Genomic DNA, 24,913 nt, shown 5'->3' with positions numbered 1-24,913 from the left:
CCAGCCACCCCGGTCACTTCAGCCATCTCAGTCACCTCAGTCGCCCCAGTCATCCGAGTCGCCCCGGATACCGAGGGTTTCCGACTTGGCCATCACCGACAATGCCGCCCTCAGGACCACCTCATCGTGGTGGCCGCCGAGGACGACCGCACGGTGTGCCGCATCCCGGTCCTCGACTCCAACGGGAGCGGCACCGAGAACTCGCCCATCGGGGCCGGCAACAGCGTGTACGTGGCGAGCACCTACGGCTATCCGTATCCGGCAGCGCCGGACGGCGCGGGCCCCGCCCAGCCCGCGGACGCGCCGTTCGGCGGCGGGCTCACCCGGGTGGACATCGACCCCGGCGGCAGCGGCTGCGCGATCCGCTGGAACGCCGGGATCCGCTCGGCGGCCGTGCCCAAGCTGTCAGTCGCGGACGGCATGCTCTACACCGTGGAGCGCGCCGGAATCCTCGACCCGGCGCGCACGGCATCCTGGATTGCTACGACTTCCTGGCCGTGGACGCGGAGACGGGCCGGGGTGGCGGGCCGTCTCCGCCTGGGGACCGGTTTCGTCTTCGACACCCTGCAGATGGCGGGCAACGCCACGGCCGGCGGGGTGTGGTGGCAGGGCACCGTCACCGGGGTGGTGCGGATCGCGCCGCGGTAGCCCGCGCGCGTCGGCGCCCGGCCGGCCGCCACGGGGCGCGGCCGGCCGGGCGCCGTGGCGGTCATGCCGTGCGACGGACCGTCAGTAGTCGCCGACGGCGGTCAGGCCGTGCGGCCGGCCTACCGTCAGTAGTCGTCGCCCTCGTAGTAGTTGTTGACGACCACCTCGGGCTCGTCGTCGTCGAACGCCTCGTTCAGCAGTGCGCCGCCCACCAGGCCGGCGGCACCGGCGCCGATCAGCGCACCGGTGCCGAAGCGCCGGCCGCCGCCCTGCTGGGGCTGCTGCGGGTAGCCCTGCTGGGGGTAGCCCGGCTGCGTCTGCTGGGCGTACCCCTGCTGGGCCGGCTGCGGATAGCCGGCCTGGGCCGGGGTGTAGAACGGCGGCGTGGTGGTCTGCACCCGCTGCGCGCAGCCGCCGCAGGTCTGGATCTGCCGCGGCACACCCCACTGCGGGGACCACATCACGGGCGTCATCCCGGGGCCGTGGTTGGGGTCGAAGAAGCAGGTCATGTCGGAACTTCCTGTCGGTTGCGGTGATGTGGCCGAGGTGGGGCCCGATCCGGACGGGGCCGCTCCGGCGGCGGTCGGCACGGCCACGGACGTCGCCGTGGGCGTGGGCGGTGCCGGCGGGGCGGCGTGGCCGGTGGGTGCTGTGGGGGGCGCGGGAGCCGGGTCGGAGCGCAGTACGTCGACGCCGTAGTCCTGCGCGATGCCGGCGAGCCCGGAGGCGTAGCCCTGGCCGATGGCGCGGAACTTCCAGTCCGTGCCGTGGCGGTACAGCTCGCCGAAGACCATGGCGGTCTCGGTGGCGGCCTGGCCGGAGAGGTCGAAACGGGCCAGCTCGGCGCCGCCGGCCTGGTCGACCACGCGGATGTAGGCGCTGCCGAGCTGGCCGAAATTCTGCCGGCGCTGCTCGGCCTCGTAGATCGAGACCGGGAAGACGATCTTGGCGACCTCCTGGGGGACCGCGGCGAGGTCCACTTCGATCTGCTCCCGGTCCTCGCCGGTGGGGCGGTTGCCGGAGTGCCGCACCGAGCCGTCGGGGCTGGTGAGGTTGTTGAAGAAGACGAAGTGCTGGTCGGAGAGGACCGCGCCGGACGCGCCGCACAGCAGCGCGCTGGCGTCCAGGTCGTGGCCGGTCCCCGCGGTGGCCGACACCTGCCAGCCCAGCCCCACCCGGACGGCGGTCAGACCTGGGGCCTGTTTGCTGAGCGACACATTGCCGCCCTTGGTCAGGGCCACGCCCATGATCTCCTCCATAACGTTCCCGGCATCAGGCGTCCGTGGGCTACAACGCCGAGGAAACCGGCAAGGTTCCCTGTCTTGCGCAATGCCTGAAGTATGCGGCTGAGATGGCGTCAAGAGGGCGTCGGCACCGCGTTCTGACGCCTTCTTGATGCCGTTCTGTCACCCTTCGACGGTTCTGTCACCGTTCCATGGTTCTGTCACCGGGTGACGGCCCGTCCGGCCCGGTCCCAGTTGTCGTGCAGCCGGTCCAGGTAGGAGCCGGCCTGCGCGCCCGGCGCGGTGCCGCGGGCGAAGGCGAGCATGTTGCCGGCGCCGGCGTTGTAGCCCAGGGCCAGCAGGTCGTCGCGGGTGAGCCGGGCGGGCCGCTGCGCCGGCAGCCTGCGGTCCAGGTCGTGGAGGTACCACGCGGCCGCCTCCACGGCGAGGTTCCGGTCGTCGGGCAGTTCTTGCCACGACCGGCCGGCGAAGTCCCGGCCGCGCTTGACCTCGTCGAAGGCGGCCCGGTGCATGTTGGCGATCCCGAACGCGGCGTCGGGCTTGTAACGCTGCCAGGCCCGCTCCAGCGCCGGGTCGTGCGGTTTGTACGCCTCGTTGTAGAGGATCGCCATCAGCAACCGGGGGTGGATGCCGGCCGCCGCCGCGTACTTGCGCACCGCGGCGGCGCAGTCGGCCGGGTCGTAGGTCCCGTCTGCCCGGGGCGCCGGGTCACCGCCATCGGGCGACGCGGACGGGGAGGCGCCCGGTGTGGCGGAGGCGGTGGCGGACGGCGTGGTGGACGGGCCCGGCGCGGCGCCCGGGTCGGTGTGCCGGCCCGTATGCGTCATGGCCCAGAGCGCCAGAGCGGCGCCGGGCAGCACCAACCACCGCCACCGCACCCGGGATTCCGCCATCTCTCGCTCCTTCCGGCGTCCGCCGCTCCGGCCCGCGGCCGCCGCTCAGCCGCTCAGGCGGCGGAGCCCGGCCGGCGCGGTGTGCGCCTCGCGGGCGGTGAGCTGGTCGACGAGGGTACGCATCATCGCCACGGTGTCCGGGTCGTCGACGACGTAGACGACCCGGCGGCCCTCGCGGCGGGAGCGGACCAGGCCGGCCAGTTTGAGTTTGGACAGGTGCTGGCTGATGGCGGGCAGGGCGCCGCCGACACGTTCGGCCAGTCCGCTGACGTCGCTCTCGCCCTGGGCCAGCGCCCAGACGATGTGCAGCCGCGGGGGAGAGGCCAGCAGCCCGAACAGCGCGGCCGCCTCGGCCAGCACCTCGGAGGACGGGTCGGCCACCGCGCCCCTTCCCTGCCCCGCGCCCTCGATGCTCTCCACCACTACGGCTCTCCCCGTTCGTCGCCCCCGGTCGGGCCAGTCTAGGCGCCGAGCCCCAGGCACGTACGGCCGCCGTGGCCGCCGGTGGCCCGGTGACGGCCGGGGGGTTCGGCGGCCACCGGTGCCATCGGCGGCTCTGCGGGCGTCAGTTGACGCAGGGGATGCCGCCCTCCTTGACGGAGTCGCCGGCGAAGGCGTCCGACGGGACGGGTGCGGGGGAGGCGTCCTTCTTGGAGGTGTCCGCGGAGGTCTCCGGTGCCGTCGGCGGGGCCGTCGTCCCGGTGGCGGGCGGTCCCGTGAAGTCGCCGCCCAGGATGACCTGGACGTGTCCGGCGGGTACCGAGGCCGAGGAGACCGGCGCCCCGGTGCCCATGCGGTCGGCGATCTGCCGGGCGGCCTCCTGGGCGCCGGCGCCGTAGCGGACGGCGGTCTGCTGCCGGGCGGCGGCGTTGTCGGCGCGGCCCGCGGTGTAGCCGAGGGCGGCCAGTGCCTTGAGCGTGTCGGCCGCGGCCCCCGGCTTGGCCCGCCCGGCGCCGTTGAGGACGTCGACGGTCGCCGGGGCGGCCTTGGCGGACGGCGACGGCGCCGGTGTGCCCGGTCCGCCCGCCTGCCCCGGTTTCCCGCCGATCAGCGACTGCACGATGGACCGGATCTTCGCCTCGTCCACAAGATTGACGGACTCGCGGTTGCGGGTGGCGAAGCCGGCGATCGGCAGGGTGTGGAACACCACGTTCCCGCCGGTCAGGTTGGTGGCCTGCTGGGCGAAGTCCAGCACATCGAACTTGCTGTCGATGACCAGGTCCTTCTTCACCACGTCGAACAGCCCCTGGAGCTTGCCCAGGTCAGTGAAGACCCCCTGGCTCTTCAGCTTGTGGGTCACCGAGGAGATGAACGCCTGCTGGCGGTGGGTCCGGTCCAGGTCGCCGCCGTCCAGGCCGTGCCGCTGCCGGACGAACGCCAGCGCCTGCTTGGGGTCGAGCTGCTGGCGCCCGGCCGGGAAGTCGGCGCCCGAATAGCGGTCCTTGACCGGGTGCTTCAGGCACACCTCGATCGGCTGGAGCACCTTGGCGATGTCGTAGAAGCCCAGCAGATTGACCTCGGCGAAGTGGTCGATCGGCACCTGGAGGAAGTTCTGGACGGTCGCCAGGGTGGCCTCCCGGCCGGCCTCCCGGCTCCGGCTCTCCAGGTCGGCACCCTTGACCCCTTGGGCGGAGAGCTTGTCGTGGGCGACCGTGTAGGCGTTGGCGTACGCCTCCTTGATCTTGAAGTGCCCCTGGGAGCTGCCGTCCCCGTTGAAGGTCTGCACGTAGTCGTCGCGCGGAACGGAGAACGCGGTGACCTTTCCGCCGTCCGCCGGAATGTGCATCAGGATCAGGGTGTTGGTGTTGTAGTAGCCGATGTCGCTGGAACCGGCGTGCAGTTGGTCCTTGACGAACTCCCGCGGCAGGTCGTTGCCGTTCATGTCCTTGCGCGAATCCAGGCCGATCAGCAGCAGGTTGACGGAGTTGTCCAGGTGCTTGGGCGCGTCCTTGCCGCCGATGGCGTTGAGCGCGTCGGAGGTGGTCAGCCCGCTGCTGACCCAGTTGTACGCCGCCCAGGACACACCGCTGGCCAGGAGGACCAGTGCCGAGGAGAGGGCGAGCGCGGTCCGCCCGGCGACGACCAGGGGAGAGCGCCGCCGTCCGGCGCGCCCGTCGCCCGCCCGGCGGCGCGCGGCCCGTCCACCGGTCCCGCCGGCCGCCCGTCCACCCGCCCCATGGGCGCTCCGCCCGTCGGGGCCGTGCTCGTCATGCACCGCTGTTCCTCCCGCTCCGCTTACGGCCGCCGCGCCGGCCGGCCCCTATGCCCCGGATCGCCAGCACCACGATCAGTGCCGCCTCGGCCGCCGCCATGGCCGGGAACCCGTCCACGGCCCAGCGCACCGCCGCCGTCGTCAGGCCCTTGCCCTGGACGGTGGTGGTGCCCGCCACCTGCTCGCACACCACGGTGAGCGCCGCCACCACCAGGGGCGGCGCGGATATCAGCCACCAGGCGCCCGCCCGGGTGCACGCCCTGCCGGCCAGTGCCGCGCCGAGCGCCGCCGCCACCGCGCACACCCAGCCCGGCCGCCCGCCGAGCGCCGTACCGGCCGCGGCACCCGCGGCCGCCAGCACCAGCGCCACCAGGGCGGCCCGGACCGCACGTCGCCCGCGGCCGGCGTGCCCGGGGGCCGGCCCGATGCCGTCCGCTCCCGGGTGCCGGTCCTCGTGGCGACGGGGGCCCGGCAGTACCGGGTCCCGCGCCAGGTCGTCGTGCCCGTACGGGGCTTCGGTGCGCTGACCTGTCATTCGCATCCTTTGGACGGGCCGGACCGGTGGGGCGGTCGCGGGGCATGCCGCGCGGCGGCAGAAGAGGGCGGTTCCGGCCGGGAAGACGACGAATGTGCCGAACCGGTTGCACATTCGAATGCATCATTGCGCAATTTGGCAAGTGTTTCGGCGTCGATCGGATCCGGCCACCGGGGGGCGTGGGGTGCGGCGGCGCCCGGTCCTCGCTGGCCTTTCGTCCGGCCGTGGCGGTATGAAGGGAGCCGGGCCGGGCTGCCCCTCCGGGCACAGGGCCGGGAAACGTGCGGGCCGGAGTGGGTGCGAGGCGGGAATCATGCGGTTGACGGTGTTCTGGGAGCGGATGGCGGACCACTTCGGCGCGGGCTACGCCGACTCGTTCGCCCGCGATCACGTTATGTCGGAGCTCGGCGGCCGCACCGTCCACGAGGCGCTGGCGGCGGGCTGGAGCGCCAAAGAGGTGTGGCGGGTGGTCTGCGCGGTGATGGACGTGCCGCAGCACAAGCGCTGAGCCGGCCGGGGCCGGGTGTCGGTGCGGTGCGCGACACTTGGCAGCGTGTCCGTGACAGATGAGATCAGCAGCCACGACGGCCCCCGCCCCGACGAGCCGCGGCGGGGCCGGCCCGGCGACCCGCGCGCGGAGCGGATGCCGCGCTGGCTGCCGCGCGCCATGGTGCTCGCGCTCGCCCTGGTGGCCTGCTTCCAGCTCGCCATCTGGGGTTTCCACCAGCTGGTCGGCCTGCTGCTGAACGTGCTCATCGCGTTCTTCCTGGCGCTGGCCGTCGAGCCGGCCGTGGACTGGATGGCCGCCCGCGGCATGCGGCGCGGGCTCGCCACCGGCCTGGTCTTCCTCGCCATCCTCGTCGGCGCGGTCGGCTTCTTCGCGCTGCTGGGCTCCATGGTGGCCGGCCAGATCGCCACCATGGTCGAGGAGTTCCCGCAGTACCTGGACTCCGTCATCAGCTGGACCAACAGCACCTTCCACACCCACCTCTCCCGGGTCCAGGTGCAGAACAACCTGCTGAACTCCGACTGGCTCCAGAAGTACGTCCAGGACAGCGCCAACAACGTCCTGGCGGTCTCCGCGCAGGTGCTGGGCGGGCTGTTCAACCTCCTCACGGTCGCGCTGTTCTCGTTCTACTTCGCCGCCGACGGCCCCCGGCTGCGGCGGGCGCTGTGCTCGGTGCTGCCGCCCCGCCGCCAGGCCGAGGTGCTGCGCGCCTGGGAGATCGCCGTCGCCAAGACCGGCGGGTACCTCTACTCCCGTGGCCTGATGGCGCTGATCTCCGGGGTGGCGCACTACGTCCTGCTGGAGATCCTGGGCGTGCCCTACGCCCCGGCGCTCGGCATATGGGTCGGCCTGATCTCGCAGTTCGTCCCCACGATCGGCACGTATCTGGCGGGCGCGCTGCCCATCCTGATCGCGTTCACCGTCGACCCCTGGTACGCGCTGTGGGTCTTCGGCTTCGTCGTGGTCTACCAGCAGTTCGAGAACTACCTCCTCCAGCCGCGGATCACCGCCAGGACCGTGGACATCCACCCCGCCGTCGCCTTCGGCTCGGTGATCGCCGGTACGGCCCTGATGGGCGCGGTCGGCGCGCTGATCGCGATCCCGGCCACCGCGACGCTGCAGGCGTTCCTGGGCGCGTACGTCAAGCGGTACGAGGTCACCGCGGAGCCGCGGGGCCGCTTCCGGGTGCGGCGCCGGCGCGGGGAGCCGGAGGAGGCCGAGGCGTGCGAGCCGGGCCCGGTGGCGGGCGACGGCCGGGAGGCGGCCCGGGGCGGCGAACGGGAATCGGCCCGGGAGCCGGGTGTCGGCGTGACGCGCGGTGCGGCGGACGGTGCGCCCGACGGCGGGCCGGCCGAGGGGCGGAGCGGCGGAACGGGCGGTGTGCGGACGGACGGCGCATAACGTCCGGAGCGGCGCGACGGTGAGGTACGCGGTGCGCTTGACACCAAAATCGAACATCCATTCTTATGGGGAAACCGGCCGCCTGACGCGGCTGCGGCCCGCGGAGATCCCGGGCCGTCCGCGGAGTTATCCACAGGCCGGAGCCGGGTCCGGGCGCATTGTCAGTGGCAGGGGTTAGCGTCATGGACGTGAAGCGATCGACTCAAGCAAACCGGGTGGAACCCATGGCAGGCACCGACCGCGAGAAGGCGCTGGACGCCGCGCTCGCACAGATTGAACGGCAATTCGGCAAGGGCGCGGTCATGCGCATGGGCGAGCGGTCCAAGGAGCCCATCGAGGTCATCCCGACCGGCTCGACCGCACTGGACGTCGCGCTCGGCGTCGGCGGCCTGCCGCGCGGCCGGGTCGTGGAGATCTACGGGCCGGAGTCCTCCGGTAAGACCACCCTGACCCTGCATGCGGTGGCGAACGCACAGAAGGCCGGTGGCCAGGTCGCGTTCGTGGACGCCGAGCACGCCCTCGACCCCGAGTACGCCAAGAAGCTCGGCGTGGACATCGACAACCTCATCCTGTCCCAGCCGGACAACGGCGAACAGGCCCTGGAGATCGTCGACATGCTGGTCCGCTCCGGCGCCCTGGACCTCATCGTGATCGACTCCGTCGCCGCCCTGGTGCCGCGGGCCGAGATCGAGGGCGAGATGGGCGACTCCCACGTCGGCCTCCAGGCCCGTCTGATGAGCCAGGCCCTGCGCAAGATCACCAGCGCGCTGAACCAGTCCAAGACCACCGCGATCTTCATCAACCAGCTCCGCGAGAAGATCGGCGTGATGTTCGGCTCGCCGGAGACCACGACCGGTGGCCGCGCGCTGAAGTTCTACGCCTCCGTCCGGATCGACATCCGCCGGATCGAGACCCTCAAGGACGGCACCGAGGCGGTCGGCAACCGCACCCGCTGCAAGGTCGTCAAGAACAAGGTCGCGCCCCCCTTCAAGCAGGCCGAGTTCGACATCCTCTACGGCCAGGGCATCAGCCGCGAGGGCGGCCTGATCGACATGGGCGTCGAGCACGGCTTCATCCGCAAGTCCGGCGCCTGGTACACCTACGAGGGCGACCAGCTCGGCCAGGGCAAGGAGAACGCCCGCAACTTCCTCAAGGACAACCCCGACCTCGCCAACGAGATCGAGAAGAAGATCAAGGAGAAGCTGGGCATCGGCGTGAAGCCGGCGGACGTCACGGCGGAGCCCGGCGCGGACGCCGCGGGCCCGGCGGAGGCGCCGGCCAAGGCCGCACCGGCGGCCGCCACCAAGAGCGCCAAGGGCGCCAAGGCCACGGCGGCCAAGAGCTGATCCGCCATGACACGGCGAACGGAATGGCCGGACGGCGCGGGCTTCCACGCCGCCGGCGACACCGAGAACCGTAGCGGCCGCATGGGCGGCGCCACCTCCGCGGAGGGCGCCGCAGCCAGGGACGGCGGTGGTTCCCTCCCGTCGAGGGCCGGGTCGGGACCACCGCGCACACCCGGTGAGCAGGCGCGGGCGATCTGTCTGCGCCTGCTCACCGGGAGCCCGCGCACCCGACGGCAGCTCGCGGACGCCCTGCGGGAGCGGGGCATCCCCGAGGAGGCGGCGGACGAGGTGCTCGCCCGCTTCGAGGACGTCGGGCTGATCGACGACGCGGCGTTCGCCGACGCCTGGGTGGAGTCCCGGCACCACGGCCGGGGCCTGGCCCGCCGCGCCCTGGCCCGGGAGCTCCGCACCAAGGGGGTGGACTCCGCCCTGATCGCCCAGGCCGTCGGCCGCCTCGATCCGGAGCAGGAGGAGAGCACCGCCCGCGAGCTGGTCGACCGCAAGTTGCGCACGACCCGCGGCCTGGACCGCGACAAGCGGCTGCGCCGGCTGGCCGGCATGCTGGCCCGCAAGGGCTACCCGGAGGGTCTCGCCCTCCGCGTCGTCCGCCAGGCCCTGGAAGAGGAGGGCGAGGACCCGGAGATCCTGGACTCCCACCTGCCGGACGCCTGACGGCCCCGGCCGGCGGCAGCCCGGTCTCCCCGCCCCCTCCCTCACGACCTCACGACCCGAGCCCCCACCGCACGATCCCGAGCACTGCGGCGCGGGGGACCCCCAAGGGGTGCCTCCCGCGCCCTTCAGGCGTGGGGGAGGTGGGGGAGAGCGGAGCGCAACGGACGCCGCGAGGCCCGCCCTCCCCGGGCGAACGACAGGAGTTCGACGACGGGAGTTCGACGACAGGTCCTGGCGCTCCACAGGTCCCAGCGCTCCACTGGCCCTAGCGCTCCACCGGAAGCCCCGCCGTGCGCCATGCCTGGAAGCCGCCGATCAGGTCGGTCGCGCGGTGCAGGCCCAGCTGGTGCAGGGAGACCGCCGCCAGGCTGGAGGCATAGCCCTCGTTGCAGATCACCACGACCGGCAGCGCGTGGTGGGTCGCCTCGGGGGCGCGGTGCTCACCCGTCGGATCGAGCCGCCACTCCAGCTCGTTGCGCTCGACGACCAGCGCCCCGGGGATGGTGCCGTCGCGCTCGCGCAGCAGCGCATAGCGGATGTCCACCAGCAGGCCGCCGGCCTTCTGGAGCGCCGCGGCCTCCGCCGGACCCACCCGGCTCAGCCCGCGCCGGGCCCGCGCCAGCAGGTCGTCGATCGCACTCATGTCGCGAACTCCCCTCGCCCGAACGCGCGTTCACGCGGCGCCCCGCTTCCTGTCCCGCGCCCGCTCCGCCCGCTCCGTACGGCCCCTCTCACCACTCCTCCGGCCGCTCGACCTCTTCCAGTCGCAGCACCGCCCCGCTGCGGCTGTACCGCCGCATCAGCGGCAGCGGCGGATAGTAGGCGTGCACCGACACCGCATGGGTTTCGGGGGAGAGGTTGAGCACCTGATGGACGTGGTGCGGGCCGAACGCCCGGCCCCGTCCGCCGCTCAGCCGGCGCTCCCGGTCGACACCGTCGGCGAGCTCCAGCGTCCGCCACCCCTCGGTGGGGATCGCGGCGGCCAGCGACTGCTCGGTCAGCTCCCCGGTGGCCGCCGCGAAGGCACCGCGCGAACCGCCGTGGTCGTGCCAGCCGGTGCCGGTGCCGGGCGGCCAGCCGATCAGCCACGCCTCGCTGCCGCCCGGCCCGTCGAGCCGGATCCAGGTGCGGCCCTGCGGATCGAGCGGCAGGGCGGCGACCATTGTGCGGTCGGCGGCGGTACGGCGGACGAAGTCGAGGAGTTCGGCGGCGCCGGGGCCGCCGTCGTGGGCGCGGGCACGCGGCCGCGCAGGGGTGTGTACATCGGGCACGGGAACCGTCCTGAGTGATCGTGCGGAGCGCGGCCGCCGGATACCGGGCAACTGCCGCGCGGGGAGGGCCACCGCGGCGCTGCGGCCGCGGCGGTGGGGATCAACAGGACGGACGACACATGCAGCCCGCATAGCGGAGCAGGTCCAGATGGACCCTCCGCCAGAACCGCGAGCTGTGCTCAGTCACCCTCGGAGTCAAGCACGGGGCTTCCCGGAGGGTCAACCGGCCCCGGTGCCGGCGCCGGCTCGGCCACCGGGTCGGCCGCGGCCCCATCGGGGGACGTCCGGCGGCCGCTTCCCGCGGGCGCCCCGCCGCGTACCGCGTCCGCGCAGGCGGCCAGTTCCTCCGGCCGCACCCCGGACAGCGCGGCGACCAGATGGCCGTCCGGCCGCACCACCAGCACGGTGTGCGCCGCGGCGCCCGGATACGCCTCGGTCACCAGGACCTCCGCCCGCATCGGCAGTGCGGCCACCGCCTCCGTCAGACGGGGCATCAGCCCCGCCGACTGCCAGTGCCGCTGGTCCCACACCCCCGTGCCGGGCGCCACCAGCACCACCAGCAGCCCCCGGCCGAGCCGGTCGCGCAGCCCCGCCGAAGCGCCGTCGGAGGCGGTCACCGGTACGTCCACCACCGGTGCCCCAGGGAAGGTGCCGACCGCCGTCCCGCCGGGCAGGCCCGCGGGCGCCGCCAACGGCGTCCGCGGATAGGACGGGGCCGCGCCGAGCGGGCCGCGGCCCAGGTGGCCGTCGGTCAGCAGGGTGCTGCGCCCGCGCCCCGCCCCCGGCAGCACCGTCCGCCAGCGCACCGCGCCGCCGTCCCGGAGCAGCGGAAGCGCCGAGTCGGCGGCCCGCAGCCGGGCGGCGACCGCGGCCCGGCGCTCGGCCTGATAGCTGTCCAGCAGGGTGTCGGTGGCGCCGTGGTGCCAGGCCAGGCCCAGCTTCCAGGCGAGGTTCTCGGCGTCCCGCAGGCCCTCGTCCACCCCCTGGGTGCCCAGCGCGCCCAGCAGATGGGCGGCGTCGCCGGCGAGGAAGGCGCGGCCCCGCCGCCAGGTCCGGGCCAACCGGTGGTGGACGGTATGGACGCCGGTGTCGAGGAGCTCGTAGGGCGGGACGAGACCGGTGTGGCAGGGCCCGGCCGGCGCGCCGCCCTCGTCGGCGGATCCGTCCGCCGCCTCCGCCGCCCAGCCGGCCAGCGAGTCGCGGATCCGGGCCACCAGCGCGTCCGGGGTGACCAGATCGCGCCCCGGGGGCAGCAGCCAGTCCAGCCGCCAGACCCCGCCGGGCAGTGGACGGGCGGAGACCTCGCTGACCCGTCCGCCGCCGTGCCGGGCCGGCGAGCGGTGCAGCAGTGCCTCGCCGGGCCAGGGGAGTTCGGTGCGCAGCGTGGCCACCGCGTGCCGCTCGACGGCGGTGCGGCCGGGGAAGCGGACGTCCAGCAGCTTGCGCACGGTGGACCGCGGGCCGTCGCAGCCGACGAGGTAACTCCCGCGCCACCAGGTGCCGTTGGCGCCGCGGGTCTGGGCGCTGACCCCCTTCTCGTCCTGCTCGACGGCGGCCAGCCGGCTGCCGGAGACGACCTGGGCGAGCGGTTCGCCGGCCAGCGCGGCGCGCAGCGCGCGGGCCAGCGCGTGCTGGGGGAGGTGCACCGGGGACGCGTCGGTCGCCTCACCGTGCGCACCGTCGGCGAAGGCGACCCGTTCCAGCAGCCGGCGGCGGCGCATGGTGCGCCACGCCGACCAGCGGGCACCGGCGCCGGCCAGGGCGTCCGCGCAGCCGAGCCGGGCGGCGAACGCCGCGGTGTCCGGGCGGAGTACGACGGTGCGGGCGGGCCGGGCCTCCTCCTCGCCGTCGGTCTCGTCGAGGACGACGACGGGCACGCCGTACCGGGTCAGGGCGAGGGCGAGCGCGAGACCGACCGGGCCGGCCCCGGCGACGATCACCGGCTCCACGGGGCGGCTCCCAGGATCCGGCGGTACGTACGGGACGTGCGGGAACGGGCAGGGGGAGGCCGGTGCGTGATCACACAGCGTATGCAACCCATTGCGGCCGTCGCCGTCAAGTGACGGAGACGGTGGCGCCGTTGCCACCGCCTCCGGACGGTCGGTACCGGCCGCGCGCGACCGGACCGCCCGTCAGTCCTTGGTGCCGGCCGGGGCCCCGGCGCTCTCCGCGGCGTCCGCGGCGGCCACCGGCTCGGCGGCCGGGGCCACCGCGATGCCGGTCCGGGCCCGGCGCCCGCGCCGCTCGATCCAGTTGGCCAGGGCGGACAGCGCCAGGCACATCGCCACGTAGATGCTGCCGATGACGATGATCACCGGGATGTAGGTGTCGTTCCCGTTGACGATGATGTTGGTGCTCATCAGGCGGGCGGTGTAGAGGAGTTCCTCGAAGGTGATGATGTAGCCGAGCGAGGTGTCCTTCAGGGTCACCACCAGCTGGCTGATGATGGTGGGCAGCATCGCCCGGATCGCCTGCGGGAGCAGCACGGTCGTCATGACCTGCGTCTTGCTCATGCCGAGCGCGTACGCGGCCTCCCGCTGGCCCCGGGGCACGGCGTTGACGCCGGCCCGCAACACCTCCGCCTGCACCGCGCCGTTGTAGACCGTCAGCCCCGCGACCAGCGCCCAGAACTGCGGCTGGCTGCCGGTCAGGCCCAGGGCGTCGCGGTTGCTGAGCAGGACGACCCACAGTGCGTAGATCGTGATCAGCAGCGGCACCGCGCGGAACAGCTCGATGAAGCCGGTGGCCAGCCAGCGGACCGGTTTGTGGTCGGAGAGCCGGGCGACCGTCAGCAGCAGGCCCAGCGCCAGCGACAGCACCGCCGCCACCGCGAAGACCTGAAGGGTCGTCAGGACGCCGTCGCGGATGCTGGTGCGCACCCCGGCGTAGTTGAAGATCTCCCAGACCTTCGGGTCCAGTTGGCCCTTGGCGTCCAGCCGCAGCACCGCGAAGGCGATCAGCCCCAGCAGCGCCAGCGCGCCGAGGACGCTGTAGACGCGGTTGCGGGCCCTCGCCTTCGGCCCCGGCACGTCGTAGAGAACGCTCGCGCCACTCATGCCCCTACCTCGCTTCGTCCCGTCCCGCCGGTGCGCGGCCACGGCGCCCGTCCGGATGTGTCGTTCCTGGTGTCCCGGCTGCCGGATCCGTTCATCGGGCGACCTCCAGCCGGCGCTCCAGCAGCCGGAACAGGCCGCTGACCGCGAAGGTGATGACGAGGTAGGCCAGCGCCGTCCACAGGAAGATCCAGGCGATCGGGTAGCCCCGGTCGTTGAGCAGCTTGGAGACGTTGAACAGCTCGCCGTAGCCGAACGCGCCGGCGATCGCGGAGTTCTTGGTGAGCGCGATGATGATGCTGCTCAGCGGCGGGATCACGGTACGGGCCGCCTGCGGCAGCACGATCAGCCGCAGCGTCTGGGAGAAGGTCATGCCCAGGCTGCGGGCCGCCTCCGCCTGGCCCAGCGGCACGGTGGTGATGCCGGACCGCACCGCCTCGCACACGAACGAGGAGGTGTAGAAGCCGAGCGCCAGCGTGCCCAGGACGTACGGGCTGGCGCCCTGGAAGAGGATCTGCGGCACGACGAAGAAGGCGACCAGGAACAGCAGCGTCAGCGGCGTGTTGCGCAGCACCGTCACCCAGGCCGTGCCGAAGGCGCGCAGCGGCGGGACCGGAGAGACCCGGAAACCGGCTATGAGCACGCCGAGCACCAGCGCGAGCAGCGCGGCGGACGCGGTGATCGCCAGGGTTCCGAGGAACCCGTCCCGGAACTCGGGCAGATAATCGAGGAGTACGTTCATGGGGTCTCCGCGGTAGCGGTCGGGTCGGCGGCGGGAAACGGCGGGGGACGGCAGGCAACGGCGCGGTACCACGGGCAACCGCGCGACGCGGCCCCCGAGTCGGCGGGCGCGGGTGTACGGGGCGGCGTGGAAGACAGCGCGCCCCGTACACCCGTCGCGGCGGGCGTACGGGGCGGCGCGGTCCGGTGTGTGCGCGGGCCGTCAGTAGCGCGGCAGCGGCGTCTCCGGGGCGACGTAGGCGGAGCCGGACTTACCGAGCGTGCCCTCGTACGCCTTCTTGTAGTCGCCGTTCTTGATGTGGTTCTCCAGCGCGGTGGTGATCGCGTCGCGCAGGGCCTTGTCGTCCTTGGCGAGGCCGACGCCGTAGGGCTCCTTGGTGAACGGCTTCCCGACGACCCGGAGCTTGCCCGGCCGCTGGGCGGCGTAGCCCTTGAGGATCGCGTCGTCGGTGGTGACCGCGTCGACCGACCCGTCCAGCAGGGACTTCACGCAGTCCGAGTACTTCGACAGCTCGGTGGTGTGCGCGCCGTACTTGGCCTTCTTGATCTCCTGGAGCGGGGTGGAGCCCACGATCGAGCAGACCTTCCGGCCCTTGAGGGCATCCGGCCCGGTGATGGCCTTGTCGTCCTGGCGCACCAACAGGTCGGCGCCGGCGGTGTAATACGGGCCCGCGAAGCTCACCTGCTTCTTGCGCTCGTCGTTGATCGTGTACGTACCGACGTAGTAGTCGACCTGGCCTCTGGAGATGGCGGTCTCACGGACGTTGGAGTCGATGGTCTGGAACTTGATCTGCTTCTCGGAGAAGCCCAGGTCGGCGGCGACCATTTTGGCGATCTCGACGTCGAAGCCGGAGTACTTGTTGGTCGCCGGGTCCTTGAAGCCCAGGAACGGCTGGTCGGCCTTGACGCCGATGGTGATCTGGCCGGCCTTCTGGGCCTTCTTCAGGGTCGGCGAGTCGGCCTTCACGTCCTTGGCGACGGTGTACGTGCCGCTGTAGACATCGCTGCCGGGCTGCTTGTCGCCCGCCGAACCGGCCTGGCCCCCGCACGCGGTCGCCGTCGCCGCCAGCGCGAGCACCATCGCGCCCACCGCGGCCGTCTTACGCATCGTCATGGTGAACTTCCTTCGGTTCAACGGGTGTTGGCAAACATGGTGACCCGACTGCGGCCTCAGTGATGGAGGATCTTCGACAGGAAGTCCTTCGCCCGGTCGCTGCGCGGATTGCTGAAGAACTGGTTCGGCTCGGCCTCTTCGATGATCCTGCCGTCCGCCATGAAGACCACCCGGTTCGCCGCGGAGCGCGCGAACCCCATCTCGTGGGTGACCACCACCATCGTCATCCCGTCCCGGGCGAGCTGCTGCATGACCTCCAGCACCTCGTTGATCATCTCCGGGTCCAGGGCCGAGGTCGGCTCGTCGAAGAGCATCACCTTCGGGTCCATCGCCAGGGCGCGGGCGATCGCCACCCGCTGCTGCTGGCCGCCGGAAAGCTGTGCGGGGTACTTCTCCGCCTGGGCGCCGACGCCGACCCGGTCGAGCAGCGTACGGGCCTTCCTCTCCGCGGTCGCCCGGTCCGTCCTGCGGACCTTGGTCTGGCCCAGCACGACGTTCTCCAGCACCGTCTTGTGCGCGAAGAGGTTGAAGGACTGGAACACCATGCCCACGTCGGCGCGCAGCCGGGCCAGTTCACGGCCCTCCTGCGGCAGTGGCCGGCCGTCGATGCCGATGCTGCCGGTGTCGATCGTCTCCAGGCGGTTGATGGTGCGGCAGAGGGTGGACTTGCCGGACCCGGAGGGCCCGATCACCACGACCACCTCGCCGTGCCGGATCGTCAGGTTGATGTCCTGGAGCACGTGCAGCGCGCCGAAGTGCTTGTTCACGTTGTCCAGGACGACCAGCGGGTCTCCCGTGGGCGCGGCGGCCCCGGCGCTCTTGGTCACCGGTACTTCGCTCATCGGCGTACAGCTCCGTCCTCCTCGGTTGGGAGGACCCTAATGACGGCCTGCGACCAGCGTCATTACATCTGAGCGAGAATTGAGCATAACGATCCGGCCGCGAACGGACACCCAGGGTGAAGGCGGTACCGCCCGGCGAGGAGTGTGGTTGCCGACGGTATGGCATCGGGGCGTACCGGGTGGGTAACGGATGGCGGCCCGGAGGCGGCCGCCTCTTGACGGGCGGGCCGCCCATCGCCGTATATGCCCTGTGGCCCACGCACGCGCACCGGAAGGGGGGCCGGATGAGGCTGCTGCTCGTCGAGGACGACGATCATGTCGCCGCGGCCCTGTCCGCGGTGCTGTCCCGGCACGGCCTGACGGTCGTGCACGCCCGCAGCGGCGCGGAGGCGCTGCAGGCCCTGCTGCCGGACGACGCCGAGCCGTTCGCCGTGGTGCTGCTCGACCTCGGACTGCCCGACCAGGACGGCTTCGAGGTGTGCGGCCGGATCCGCAAGGTCTCCTCGACCCCGGTCATCATGGTCACCGCGCGCGCCGACGTCCGCTCCCGGATACACGGCCTCAACCTCGGCGCCGACGACTACGTCGTCAAGCCCTACGACACCGGTGAGCTGCTGGCCCGTATTCACGCGGTGAGCCGGCGCCACGGCACCGCCGGGGCCGGCGGCGACCAGCCGGCCGAGGAGAGCGAGCCCCGGGAGCCGCTGCGGCTCGGGCCGCTCACCGTCGAACTCCCCACCCGCCAGGTGTCCGTGGACGGCACGGTGGTCTCGCTCACCCGCAAGGAGTTCGACCTGCTGGCCCTGCTCGCGCAGCGCCCCGGGGTGGTCTTCCGCCGGGAGCAGATCATCAGCGAGGTCTGGCGGACGAGTTGGGAGGGCACCGGCCGCACCCTGGAGGTCCATATCGCCTCGCTCCGCGCCAAACTGCGGATGCCGGCGCTGATCGAGACGATCCGCGGCGTCGGCTACCGCCTGGTCGCCCCGGCCGGCGGCCCCGCCCCGGGCGCCCGCCCGGCGGCCCCCTGACGGGCTGCCCGGCCCGTGCGCACCCGACTCCTGCCGCTCCTCATCGTCCTGATGGCCGGCGTGCTGCTGGCGCTCGGCATCCCGCTCGGTGTGATCACCGCCGGGGTGGAGCAGCAGCGGGTGGTGGTCGACCGGATCGACGACGCCGCCCGGTTCGCCTCCCTCGCCCAGTTCGTCACCGCCCGCCCCGGTGCCGGCGACGGCGGCAAGACCCCCGAGGAGGACGAGCGGCTGGCCACCCTCCGGGCCGAACTCGCCCGCTACCAGCAGCTCTACGGCATCCGGGCCGGCGTCTTCTACCGCGACCGCGCCCCGATGGCCGCCGCCCCGCGGGACCTGGCGGTGCCCACCGGCGGCGAGGGCGCCCAGGCGTTCAGCGAGGCGCTCGCCGGCCGCCGCAGCCACGACCCGCACCAGATCTGGCCGTGGGACGACACCGGCCGGATCCCGGTCGCCTCGCCCGTCATCCGGGACGGCGACGTGGTCGCCGTGGTCGTCACCGACTCGCCCACCGGGCGGATGCGTTCGCGCATCCTGCACGGCTGGGTGCTGATCGCGGCCGGCGAGTGCGCGGCCATGCTGGTCGCCGTCGCGGCGGCGTTCCGGCTCACCGGCTGGGTGCTGCGGCCGGTCCGGGTGCTCGACGCGGCCAGCCACGACATCGCCACCGGCCGGCTGAACGCGCGGGTCGCCGCCACCGCCGGGCCGCCCGAACTCCGGCGGCTGGCCCGCTCGTTCAACGAGATGGCCGACCACGTCGAGGACGTCCTGGAACAGCAGCGCGCCTTCGTCGCCGACGCCTCCCACCAGCTGCGCAACCCGCTCTCCGCGCTGCTGCTGCGGATCGAGCTGCTGGCCCTCGAACTCCCCGACGGCAACGAGGAGATCGCCTCGGTCCGCACCGAGGGAAGACGGCTCGCCCGGGTCCTGGACGACCTCCTCGGCCTCGCGCTCGCCGAGCACACCGAGGCCGACCTCCAGCTCACCGACGTGGCCGCGCTGGCCGCCGAACGCGTCGACGCCTGGCGCCCGCTGGCCGAGGACAAGGGCGTCCGTCTCGGCTACGAGGGCCTGCCCGCGGTCACCGGCTGGGCCGACCCGGTCGCCCTGTCCAGCGCGCTGGACGCGGTGGTCGACAACGCGCTGAAGTTCACCCCGGACGGGCAGCCGGTCACGGTCGCGGTGGCCCCCGACGGCGAACGCGTCACGATCACCGTCGCCGACCGCGGCCCCGGGCTCGCCGAGGACGAACTGGCCCGGATCGGCGACCGGTTCTGGCGCAGCGGCCGTCACCAGAACGTCTCCGGCTCCGGCCTCGGCCTGTCGATCACCCGCACCCTGCTCGCCGCCGGCGGCGCGACCATCGCCTACGCGCCGCACCCGCCGCACGGCCTGAAGGTCACCGTCTCCGTACCGCGCAGCGCACCGTGACCCGCGCACGGCGGGGAGCCCGGCATTGCGCGCGGCATTGCCCTCGGCACCGTCCGGCACACTCCGGCACATTGCACCGAGGCAATCACGCCATCGCGCCGCCCATTGCACCGAGTTGCCGGTCGCACACCGCCAACCGACCGCACCCGCCCGCCCCTTGCAGTGTCTTACTGCGTATTACTGCGTATTACTGCCTCTTACTGCTTCACCGAGAGGTAGTACGCGCGGGCCCCGGTGTGCAGCGGCAGCGGATCGGTGAACACCGCCGTCCGCAGGTCCACGTTCTGCGCGGCGTGCACCACATGCCCGATCGCGTCCCGGCTGTTGATGACGGTCCGGGTGATCCCGAACGTCAGGGCCGCGTCCTCCCGCTCCGTGGTCACCAGCAGGTTCGCCACCGCGATCGTCTTCACCGCCTGCCCGTCCTGGACCTGCGGATAGGCGTCGGCGGGCATCACCGCCGCCCGGTAGTAGCGCGTGCGCCGGCCCTGCCGGTGCAGTGCCGGGATCAGGTCCCCGAGCTGCACCAGCCGCACGGGGTACTCCCGCGCCAGCCGCTGCACCGCCAGCGTCGGCAGCCCGCCCGACCAGAAGAAGGCGTCCAGCTCGCCGCGCTCCAGCATCCCCGGCATCCGGTCGATGCCCACCCGCACCGGCACGAGGTCGGTGTCGAAGTCCAGCCCCGCCGCGTCCATCAGCCGCCGGGTGATCAGCTGGACCCCCGACCCGTCCGCGCCGACCCCCACCCGCAGCCCCCGCAGGTCGCGGGCCGACCGCACCGCGGACCCCTTGGGCACCACCAGCTGCATGTAGTCGTCGTAGAGCCGGGCGCAGGCCCGCAGCCGGTCCGCGCCGGCCTCGTGCCGCGCCTGGCAGGCGGCCACCGCGTCCGCCGTGGCGATGGTGAAATCAGCCCGCCCGGTGGCCAGTTGGCGCAGATTGTCGATCGAGCCCTCGCTGCGCTGGAGCCGCAGGTCGACCCCCGGCAGATCCCGCGCGAGATCCTCCTTCAGCAGCTCCCCGTAGCGCGCGTACACCCCGGTCGGCACGCCGGTCGCCAGCGTCACCCGCCCCTGGGGCGTCGAGACCCCGCCCGGCCGCACACACCACAGCGCCAGCCCGACGAGGGCCAGCGCCGCGGCCGCGGCGGTCAGCGCCCGGCCGCGGCCGGAACGGGGGAGTATCGCCATGGGCGGGATCCTGCCAGCCCGGCCGGGCCCGCGGGAGGGGCCCGGAGGTCACGTCTCGGCAGCCGTCCGGACCTCGTCCCGGGCCGCCGTCCCCAGGGCCCTCCTCAGGCGCCCCAGCAGCGCCCGGGCCGCCGGGCCGGCCGGTCCGTCCGCCCGCCAGGCCAGCGCGATCCGGCCACGCGGCCGCGCCCCGCTGAACTCCAGCGTCCGCAGCCCGCCGGTCGTCGCCGCGGAGGCCGCAGGGATCACCGCCACACCCAGGCCGCGGGCCGCCAGCCCGGCGAGCAGCTTCGGCGCGGCCGCCTCGAAGGCGATCCGCGGCCGGAACCCGGCGTCGGCGCAGACGCGTTCCAGCACCCCGCGGATCCCGGTGCCGCGCGGCAGGCTGATCAGCGGCAGGTCGCGCAGCGCCGTCAACGGGACCTGCCCGCCGGCCGCGGCCGCCAGCAGCGGACTGCCCGGCGCGACCGCCGCGACCAGCGGTTCGTCGACCACGATCTGGAACGACAGCCCCGCCGGCGGCTCCTCCTCGGCGGTCCCCAGCAGCGCCATGTCCAGCTCGCCGCACTGCAACGCGGCCAGCATCCGCTCCGAACTGTCCTCGGTGAGCGCGATGTCCACCTGCGGATGGGCGTCGTGGAAGTCCGCCAGCAGCGACACCGCCTCCTCCTCCCGCACCGGGTCGGCGCCCGACACCAGCCCGAGGGTGACCTGCCCGCGCAGCAGCCCGGTGAACTCCGCCACCGTCTCCCGCACGCCCTCGACGGCTGCCAGCGCCGCCCGCGCGTACGGCAGCACGGCCGCCCCCACCTCCGTCAGCGTCACCGACCGGCCGGAGCGGTCCAGCAGCGGCTGCCCCAGCTCCCGTTCGAGCTGCCGCACCTGGGCGCTGATGCCCGGCTGGGCCAGATGGAGACGGGCCGCGGCCCGGGTGAAGTTGGCCTCCTCGGCCACCGCGACGAAGTACTGGAGCTGCCGAAGTTCCATAACGAGCAATTCTAGATGCGAGAAGTCCAAACTCTTGGACTTATGGCCGCGCCGCCAAGATCCTGGAACCGGGCCGTCCACCGGGACGGACCGGAAAGGGGGAGCAACGATGGACATCCGCGCCGCGATCGCCGCCGAACGCCGAGAGCTGGCCGACATGTTGGACGCCCTGACGCCCGAGCAGTGGGACGCGCCCTCGCTGTGCGCCGGCTGGCGGGTCCGCGAGGTGGCTGCCCACATGTCACTGGGCTTCCGCTACTCCCTGCCCAAGGTCGCCGCCGAGCTGATCAAGGCCCGCGGCAGCCTGCACCGGATGACCGACCGGTGCGCCCGCAGGGACGCCGCCGCCCTGCCGCCGGCCGCCCTCGCCGCGGCCCTGCGGGACAACGCCCACCACCCCTGGACCCCGCCGGTCGGCGGCCTCGCATCGGCCCTGGGCCACGACGTCGTCCACGGTCTCGACATCGCCGTACCGCTCGGCCTGGACCGCCGCGTCCCCGAGGACCGGCTGCGGATCCTGCTCGCCGGCATCACCCCGCGCGGCGCGAAGTTCTTCGGCGCGGACCTGGACGGCGTCGCCCTGCACGCCGACGACCTCGACTGGTCCTACGGCACCGGCGCCCCGCTGCGCGGCGCCGCCCAGGACCTCCTGCTGGTCGCCTTCGGCCGGAAGCTCCCGCCGGGCCGGCTGCACGGCGAGCCCCGTGCCCGCTTCGCCGCGGCCTGAGCCCGCGCCCGCCGCCGCGCCCCCGCCCGCGAGGACGGCCGCCGGACGCCCGCGCCGGAGCCCTTACCCTGGACGGGTGAGCGGTAACGACGTGGCCGGCGGAGCAGTGGCCGAAGTGAAAACGTACGAGGTGCGCACCTACGGGTGCCAGATGAACGTCCATGACTCCGAACGGCTCTCGGGCCTGTTGGAGGACGCGGGCTACGTACGGGCCCCGGAGGGCACCGGCGAGGGCGAGGCCGACGTCGTCGTCTTCAACACCTGCGCGGTGCGCGAGAACGCCGACAACCGGCTGTACGGCAACCTCGGCCGGCTCGCGCCGGTCAAGGCCCGGCGCCCCGGGATGCAGATCGCGGTCGGCGGCTGCCTGGCCCAGAAGGACCGCGACACCATCGTCAAGAAGGCGCCCTGGGTGGACGTCGTCTTCGGCACGCACAACATCGGCAAGCTGCCGGTCCTCCTGGAGCGCGCCCGCGTCCAGGAGGAGGCGCAGGTCGAGATCGCCGAGTCCCTGGAAGCGTTCCCCTCGACCCTGCCGACGCGGCGGGAGAGCGCCTACGCGGCGTGGGTCTCCATCTCCGTCGGCTGCAACAACACCTGCACCTTCTGCATCGTCCCGGCGCTGCGCGGCAAGGAGAAGGACCGCCGGCCCGGCGACATCCTCGCCGAGATCGAGGCGCTGGTCGCCGAGGGCGTCTCCGAAATCACCCTGCTCGGCCAGAACGTCAACGCCTACGGCTCCGACATCGGCGACCGCGAGGCGTTCAGCAAGCTGCTGCGCGCCTGCGGGAAGATCGACGGGCTGGAGCGGGTCCGCTTCACCTCCCCGCACCCGCGCGACTTCACCGACGACGTGATCGCGGCGATGGCCGAGACGCCCAACGTCATGCCGCAGCTCCACATGCCGCTGCAGTCCGGCTCCGACACCGTCCTGAAGGCGATGCGCCGCTCGTACCGCCAGGAGCGCTACCTCGGCATCATCGAGAAGGTGCGCGCCGCCATCCCGCACGCGGCGATCACCACCGACATCATCGTCGGCTTCCCCGGCGAGACCGAGGCGGACTTCGAGGAGACCCTGCACGTCGTCCGCGAGTCCCGGTTCGCCCAGGCGTTCACGTTCCAGTACTCCAAGCGGCCCGGTACCCCGGCCGCAGAGATGGAAGGGCAGATCCCCAAGGAGGTCGTGCAGGCCCGCTACGAGCGCCTGGTCGCCCTCCAGGAGGAGATCTCCTGGGCGGAGAACAAGAAGCAGGTCGGCCGCACCCTGGAGCTGATGGTCGCGGAGGGCGAGGGCCGCAAGGACGACGCCACCCACCGGCTCTCCGGCCGCGCCGCCGACAACCGCCTGGTGCACTTCACCAAGCCCGACGAGCCGGTGCGCCCCGGCGACGTGGTCTCCGTCGAGGTCACCTACGCCGCCCCGCACCACCTCCTCGCCGAAGGCCCCGTCCTCGGCGTGCGCCGCACCCGCGCCGGCGACGCCTGGGAGAAGCGCACCGCCGCCGAGGCCGCCAAGCCGGCCGGTGTCATGCTGGGCCTGCCGAAGGTCGGCGTCCCCGAACCGCTGCCGGCCGCCGCCGCGCCCGGCTGCGGCTGCGACTGACCCGTCGGCCCGGCCGGCCCGTCGGCGCGTCCGGCCCTTCCGGCCTGGGGCACAGTGCCGCGGACCTGGGGTTACGCTGCGTGCATGCTCGTTGCCGCCGCCATCTGCCCCTGTCCGCCGCTGCTGGTCCCCGAGGTCGCCGCGGGCGCTGCACCGGAGCTGGACCCGGTGCGCGCCGCCTGCCTGGACGCGATCGGGGTGCTCGCCGCGGCCCGCCCGGACCGGCTGTTGGTCCTCGGCCCGGCAGACGAGACCGGCGAGGGACGGTATCCGCAGGGCGCCCCCGGCTCGTTCCGCGGCTTCGGGGTGGACCTCGACGTGACGCTGGGGGCCGCCGGGCCGCAGCCCGCGGCCGGGCCGCAGCTGCCGCCGTCGCTGGCCGTCGGCGCCTGGCTGCTGTCCCGTACGGCGTGGTCCGACGCGCCCGTGGAAGGGCTGGCGGTGGCCGAGCGGCGGCCCGCCGACCACTGCCGGGCACGCGGCCGGGAACTGGCCGGATCCGCGCCCCGGGTGGCGCTGCTGGTGCTGGGCGACGGCAGCGCCCGCCGCTCGGTCAAGGCGCCCGGCTACTTCGACGAGCGCGCCGAGCCGTTCGATGCCGCCGCGGCCCGCGCCCTGGGAGCCGCCGACACCGCCGCCCTGGCCGCCCTGGACGAGCGGCTCGCCGCCGATCTGCTGGTGTCCGGCCGGGCCTGCTGGCAGACCTTGGCGGGCGCCGCCGAGGGCGCCGGGCTGCGCGGCCAACTGCTGCGCGCGGAGGCCCCGTACGGCGTCGGCTACGCCGTGGCGGCCTGGACGTAGTCCCGCGTGCGGCCCCGTGCCACGGAGCGCCGCCCACAGCCGGACATGCCGCGGCGCGGCGGGCACGGGGAGCCGTGGCACCCCGTGCCCGCCGCGCCGCCGCCGACGCCGGTGGGCCGGCTACTTCCGCGCGCCGTCCCCGGCGTCGCTGTCCACCGCCCGCTCCGCGCCCTGCTGCCGCGGGATCCCGGCGGCGCCGTCCGCGGCCGATGCCCCGGCGGGTGCCGGGCCGGGATCGCCGTCCGCGGCCGCCTCCGCTGCCGCGTCGTCCGCCTGCGCGGCGCCCGGCTCCGTTTCCCCGGTGTCCTCGGCGTCCTCCCCGGCGCTCCCCGCCGCGTCCTGTGCCGCCCCTTCCCCTTCCCCGGACGAGGCCGCCGCCCCGTCCGCCGGCGCCTGCTCCGTTTCCGCCGCTTCTTCGGCCCCCGTGGACCCCGGGTCGGACTCCGTCGCCCGCGACGCCGCCTCCGCCGGCGCCCCGGCCGCGGACTCCGCCGCCTCCGGGGCCGCGCCCTCGTCCGTCTCCGATTCCTCCTCTGCCGCAGCCTCCGCCACCGCCGCGGCGGCACTCTCCTCCGCCACGTCGGACTTGCGCCGACGGAACCGCGAAAACACGCCCATAACTGCTCCTACGCTCCTCTTGTGGGCGAAATCCCTCGTCGCCCGGAG

General features: G+C 73.6%; 26 protein-coding genes. 10 read left to right on the top strand and 16 right to left on the bottom strand.

Annotation, left to right across the window (positions count from 1 at the left end; translation table 11 throughout):
* Positions 1-126: 126 nt before the first annotated feature.
* On the top strand, positions 127-648 hold the full coding sequence (locus ACRAS8_RS09735) for a hypothetical protein (protein ID WP_438485545.1): 522 nt from the start codon (positions 127-129) through the stop codon (positions 646-648).
* 125 nt (positions 649-773) lie between these two features.
* Here the strand turns inward: ACRAS8_RS09735 and ACRAS8_RS09730 are convergent, their stop codons facing one another.
* The 5 genes from ACRAS8_RS09730 to ACRAS8_RS09710 form a co-directional block, all read right to left on the bottom strand.
* Complete coding sequence (locus tag ACRAS8_RS09730; RefSeq protein ID WP_438485544.1) at positions 774-1,895, bottom strand: TerD family protein; 1,122 nt, start codon at positions 1,893-1,895, stop codon at positions 774-776.
* A gap of 197 nt (positions 1,896-2,092) precedes the next feature.
* Entirely contained in the window at positions 2,093-2,785 is a 693-nt protein-coding gene (locus ACRAS8_RS09725) for a lytic transglycosylase domain-containing protein (protein ID WP_438485543.1), read from the bottom strand.
* Between the two features lie 45 nt (positions 2,786-2,830).
* Entirely contained in the window at positions 2,831-3,208 is a 378-nt protein-coding gene (locus tag ACRAS8_RS09720) for an ArsR/SmtB family transcription factor (RefSeq protein ID WP_438485542.1), read from the bottom strand.
* 142 nt (positions 3,209-3,350) lie between these two features.
* A complete protein-coding gene (locus tag ACRAS8_RS09715) occupies positions 3,351-5,000 on the bottom strand; it encodes an LCP family protein (RefSeq protein ID WP_438485541.1) in 1,650 nt (549 codons plus the stop codon).
* The gene (locus tag ACRAS8_RS09710) at positions 4,993-5,532 is read right to left on the bottom strand and encodes a DUF6542 domain-containing protein (protein WP_438485540.1); all 540 of its coding nucleotides are present in this window, start codon (positions 5,530-5,532) and stop codon (positions 4,993-4,995) included. Before ACRAS8_RS09710 ends, ACRAS8_RS09715 begins: the two co-directional genes overlap by 8 nt.
* 313 nt (positions 5,533-5,845) lie before the next feature.
* On the opposite strand from ACRAS8_RS09710, the gene ACRAS8_RS09705 reads away from it, so the two are divergent.
* The 4 genes from ACRAS8_RS09705 to recX all read left to right on the top strand — a co-directional run bounded on the left by ACRAS8_RS09705 (position 5,846) and on the right by recX (position 9,459).
* Entirely contained in the window at positions 5,846-6,040 is a 195-nt protein-coding gene (locus tag ACRAS8_RS09705; protein ID WP_438485539.1) for a DUF3046 domain-containing protein, read from the top strand.
* A gap of 135 nt (positions 6,041-6,175) precedes the next feature.
* Positions 6,176-7,441, top strand: a complete 1,266-nt coding sequence (locus tag ACRAS8_RS09700; protein ID WP_438490405.1) for an AI-2E family transporter — start codon at positions 6,176-6,178, stop codon at positions 7,439-7,441.
* A gap of 224 nt (positions 7,442-7,665) precedes the next feature.
* Positions 7,666-8,787 (top strand): recombinase RecA, encoded by a 1,122-nt coding sequence (gene recA / locus ACRAS8_RS09695; protein WP_438485538.1) that lies wholly within the window; start codon positions 7,666-7,668, stop codon positions 8,785-8,787.
* 6 nt (positions 8,788-8,793) lie between these two features.
* On the top strand, positions 8,794-9,459 hold the full coding sequence (recX, locus tag ACRAS8_RS09690; protein WP_438485537.1) for a recombination regulator RecX: 666 nt from the start codon (positions 8,794-8,796) through the stop codon (positions 9,457-9,459).
* A gap of 265 nt (positions 9,460-9,724) precedes the next feature.
* On the opposite strand, the gene ACRAS8_RS09685 is transcribed toward recX, so the two are convergent.
* The 8 genes from ACRAS8_RS09685 to ACRAS8_RS09650 all read right to left on the bottom strand — a co-directional run bounded on the left by ACRAS8_RS09685 (position 9,725) and on the right by ACRAS8_RS09650 (position 16,480).
* The gene (locus tag ACRAS8_RS09685) at positions 9,725-10,102 is read right to left on the bottom strand and encodes a rhodanese-like domain-containing protein (RefSeq protein ID WP_438485536.1); all 378 of its coding nucleotides are present in this window, start codon (positions 10,100-10,102) and stop codon (positions 9,725-9,727) included.
* An 88-nt stretch (positions 10,103-10,190) separates the two neighbouring features.
* Positions 10,191-10,730, bottom strand: coding sequence for a cysteine dioxygenase (locus tag ACRAS8_RS09680; protein WP_438485535.1), 540 nt, complete (start codon positions 10,728-10,730; stop codon positions 10,191-10,193).
* A 100-nt stretch (positions 10,731-10,830) separates the two neighbouring features.
* Positions 10,831-10,917, bottom strand: a complete 87-nt coding sequence (locus ACRAS8_RS09675) for a putative leader peptide (RefSeq protein WP_324608789.1) — start codon at positions 10,915-10,917, stop codon at positions 10,831-10,833.
* Positions 10,910-12,679 (bottom strand): FAD-dependent monooxygenase, encoded by a 1,770-nt coding sequence (locus tag ACRAS8_RS09670; protein ID WP_438485534.1) that lies wholly within the window; start codon positions 12,677-12,679, stop codon positions 10,910-10,912. Before ACRAS8_RS09670 ends, ACRAS8_RS09675 begins: the two co-directional genes overlap by 8 nt.
* 183 nt (positions 12,680-12,862) lie before the next feature.
* Positions 12,863-13,786, bottom strand: a complete 924-nt coding sequence (locus ACRAS8_RS09665; protein ID WP_438485533.1) for an amino acid ABC transporter permease — start codon at positions 13,784-13,786, stop codon at positions 12,863-12,865.
* A 91-nt stretch (positions 13,787-13,877) separates the two neighbouring features.
* Positions 13,878-14,525 carry an amino acid ABC transporter permease gene (locus ACRAS8_RS09660; protein ID WP_221911106.1) on the bottom strand — a complete coding sequence of 216 codons (648 nt, stop codon included), beginning with the start codon at positions 14,523-14,525 and terminating at the stop codon, positions 13,878-13,880.
* Positions 14,526-14,726: 201 nt separating this feature from the next.
* Positions 14,727-15,638 carry a glutamate ABC transporter substrate-binding protein gene (locus ACRAS8_RS09655; protein ID WP_438485532.1) on the bottom strand — a complete coding sequence of 304 codons (912 nt, stop codon included), beginning with the start codon at positions 15,636-15,638 and terminating at the stop codon, positions 14,727-14,729.
* 56 nt (positions 15,639-15,694) lie between these two features.
* Positions 15,695-16,480, bottom strand: a complete 786-nt coding sequence (locus ACRAS8_RS09650) for an amino acid ABC transporter ATP-binding protein (protein WP_438485531.1) — start codon at positions 16,478-16,480, stop codon at positions 15,695-15,697.
* A 284-nt stretch (positions 16,481-16,764) separates the two neighbouring features.
* On the opposite strand from ACRAS8_RS09650, the gene ACRAS8_RS09645 reads away from it, so the two are divergent.
* Together ACRAS8_RS09645 and ACRAS8_RS09640 are read left to right on the top strand one after the other, a co-directional pair.
* Positions 16,765-17,508, top strand: a complete 744-nt coding sequence (locus ACRAS8_RS09645; RefSeq protein WP_438485530.1) for a response regulator transcription factor — start codon at positions 16,765-16,767, stop codon at positions 17,506-17,508.
* A 15-nt stretch (positions 17,509-17,523) separates the two neighbouring features.
* On the top strand, positions 17,524-18,939 hold the full coding sequence (locus ACRAS8_RS09640) for a sensor histidine kinase (RefSeq protein WP_438485529.1): 1,416 nt from the start codon (positions 17,524-17,526) through the stop codon (positions 18,937-18,939).
* 197 nt (positions 18,940-19,136) lie between these two features.
* Here ACRAS8_RS09640 and ACRAS8_RS09635 read toward each other — a convergent pair whose 3' ends face one another.
* Positions 19,137-20,129, bottom strand: a complete 993-nt coding sequence (locus ACRAS8_RS09635; RefSeq protein WP_438485528.1) for a TAXI family TRAP transporter solute-binding subunit — start codon at positions 20,127-20,129, stop codon at positions 19,137-19,139.
* A 48-nt stretch (positions 20,130-20,177) separates the two neighbouring features.
* Positions 20,178-21,116, bottom strand: a complete 939-nt coding sequence (locus ACRAS8_RS09630) for a LysR family transcriptional regulator (RefSeq protein WP_438485527.1) — start codon at positions 21,114-21,116, stop codon at positions 20,178-20,180.
* Positions 21,117-21,225: 109 nt separating this feature from the next.
* Between ACRAS8_RS09630 and ACRAS8_RS09625 the strand changes: the two genes are divergently transcribed.
* From ACRAS8_RS09625 to ACRAS8_RS09615, 3 genes are all read left to right on the top strand, one after another.
* Positions 21,226-21,843: a maleylpyruvate isomerase family mycothiol-dependent enzyme gene (locus tag ACRAS8_RS09625; RefSeq protein WP_438485526.1), complete on the top strand. Its 618-nt coding sequence runs from the start codon at positions 21,226-21,228 to the stop codon at positions 21,841-21,843.
* Between the two features lie 76 nt (positions 21,844-21,919).
* Entirely contained in the window at positions 21,920-23,446 is a 1,527-nt protein-coding gene (gene miaB / locus ACRAS8_RS09620; RefSeq protein WP_438485525.1) for a tRNA (N6-isopentenyl adenosine(37)-C2)-methylthiotransferase MiaB, read from the top strand.
* 84 nt (positions 23,447-23,530) lie between these two features.
* The gene (locus tag ACRAS8_RS09615; RefSeq protein WP_438485524.1) at positions 23,531-24,247 is read left to right on the top strand and encodes a class III extradiol dioxygenase subunit B-like domain-containing protein; all 717 of its coding nucleotides are present in this window, start codon (positions 23,531-23,533) and stop codon (positions 24,245-24,247) included.
* Positions 24,248-24,367: 120 nt separating this feature from the next.
* Here the strand turns inward: ACRAS8_RS09615 and ACRAS8_RS09610 are convergent, their stop codons facing one another.
* A complete protein-coding gene (locus ACRAS8_RS09610; RefSeq protein WP_438485523.1) occupies positions 24,368-24,865 on the bottom strand; it encodes a hypothetical protein in 498 nt (165 codons plus the stop codon).
* Positions 24,866-24,913: the final 48 nt, after the last annotated feature.

The sequence above is a fragment of the Streptomyces sp. S186 genome, assembly GCF_051603415.1.
Taxonomy (GTDB): domain Bacteria; phylum Actinomycetota; class Actinomycetes; order Streptomycetales; family Streptomycetaceae; genus Streptomyces.
The sequence above is the reverse complement of the archived record's forward strand: the minus strand, read 5'-3'. Positions and strand labels throughout refer to the sequence as shown.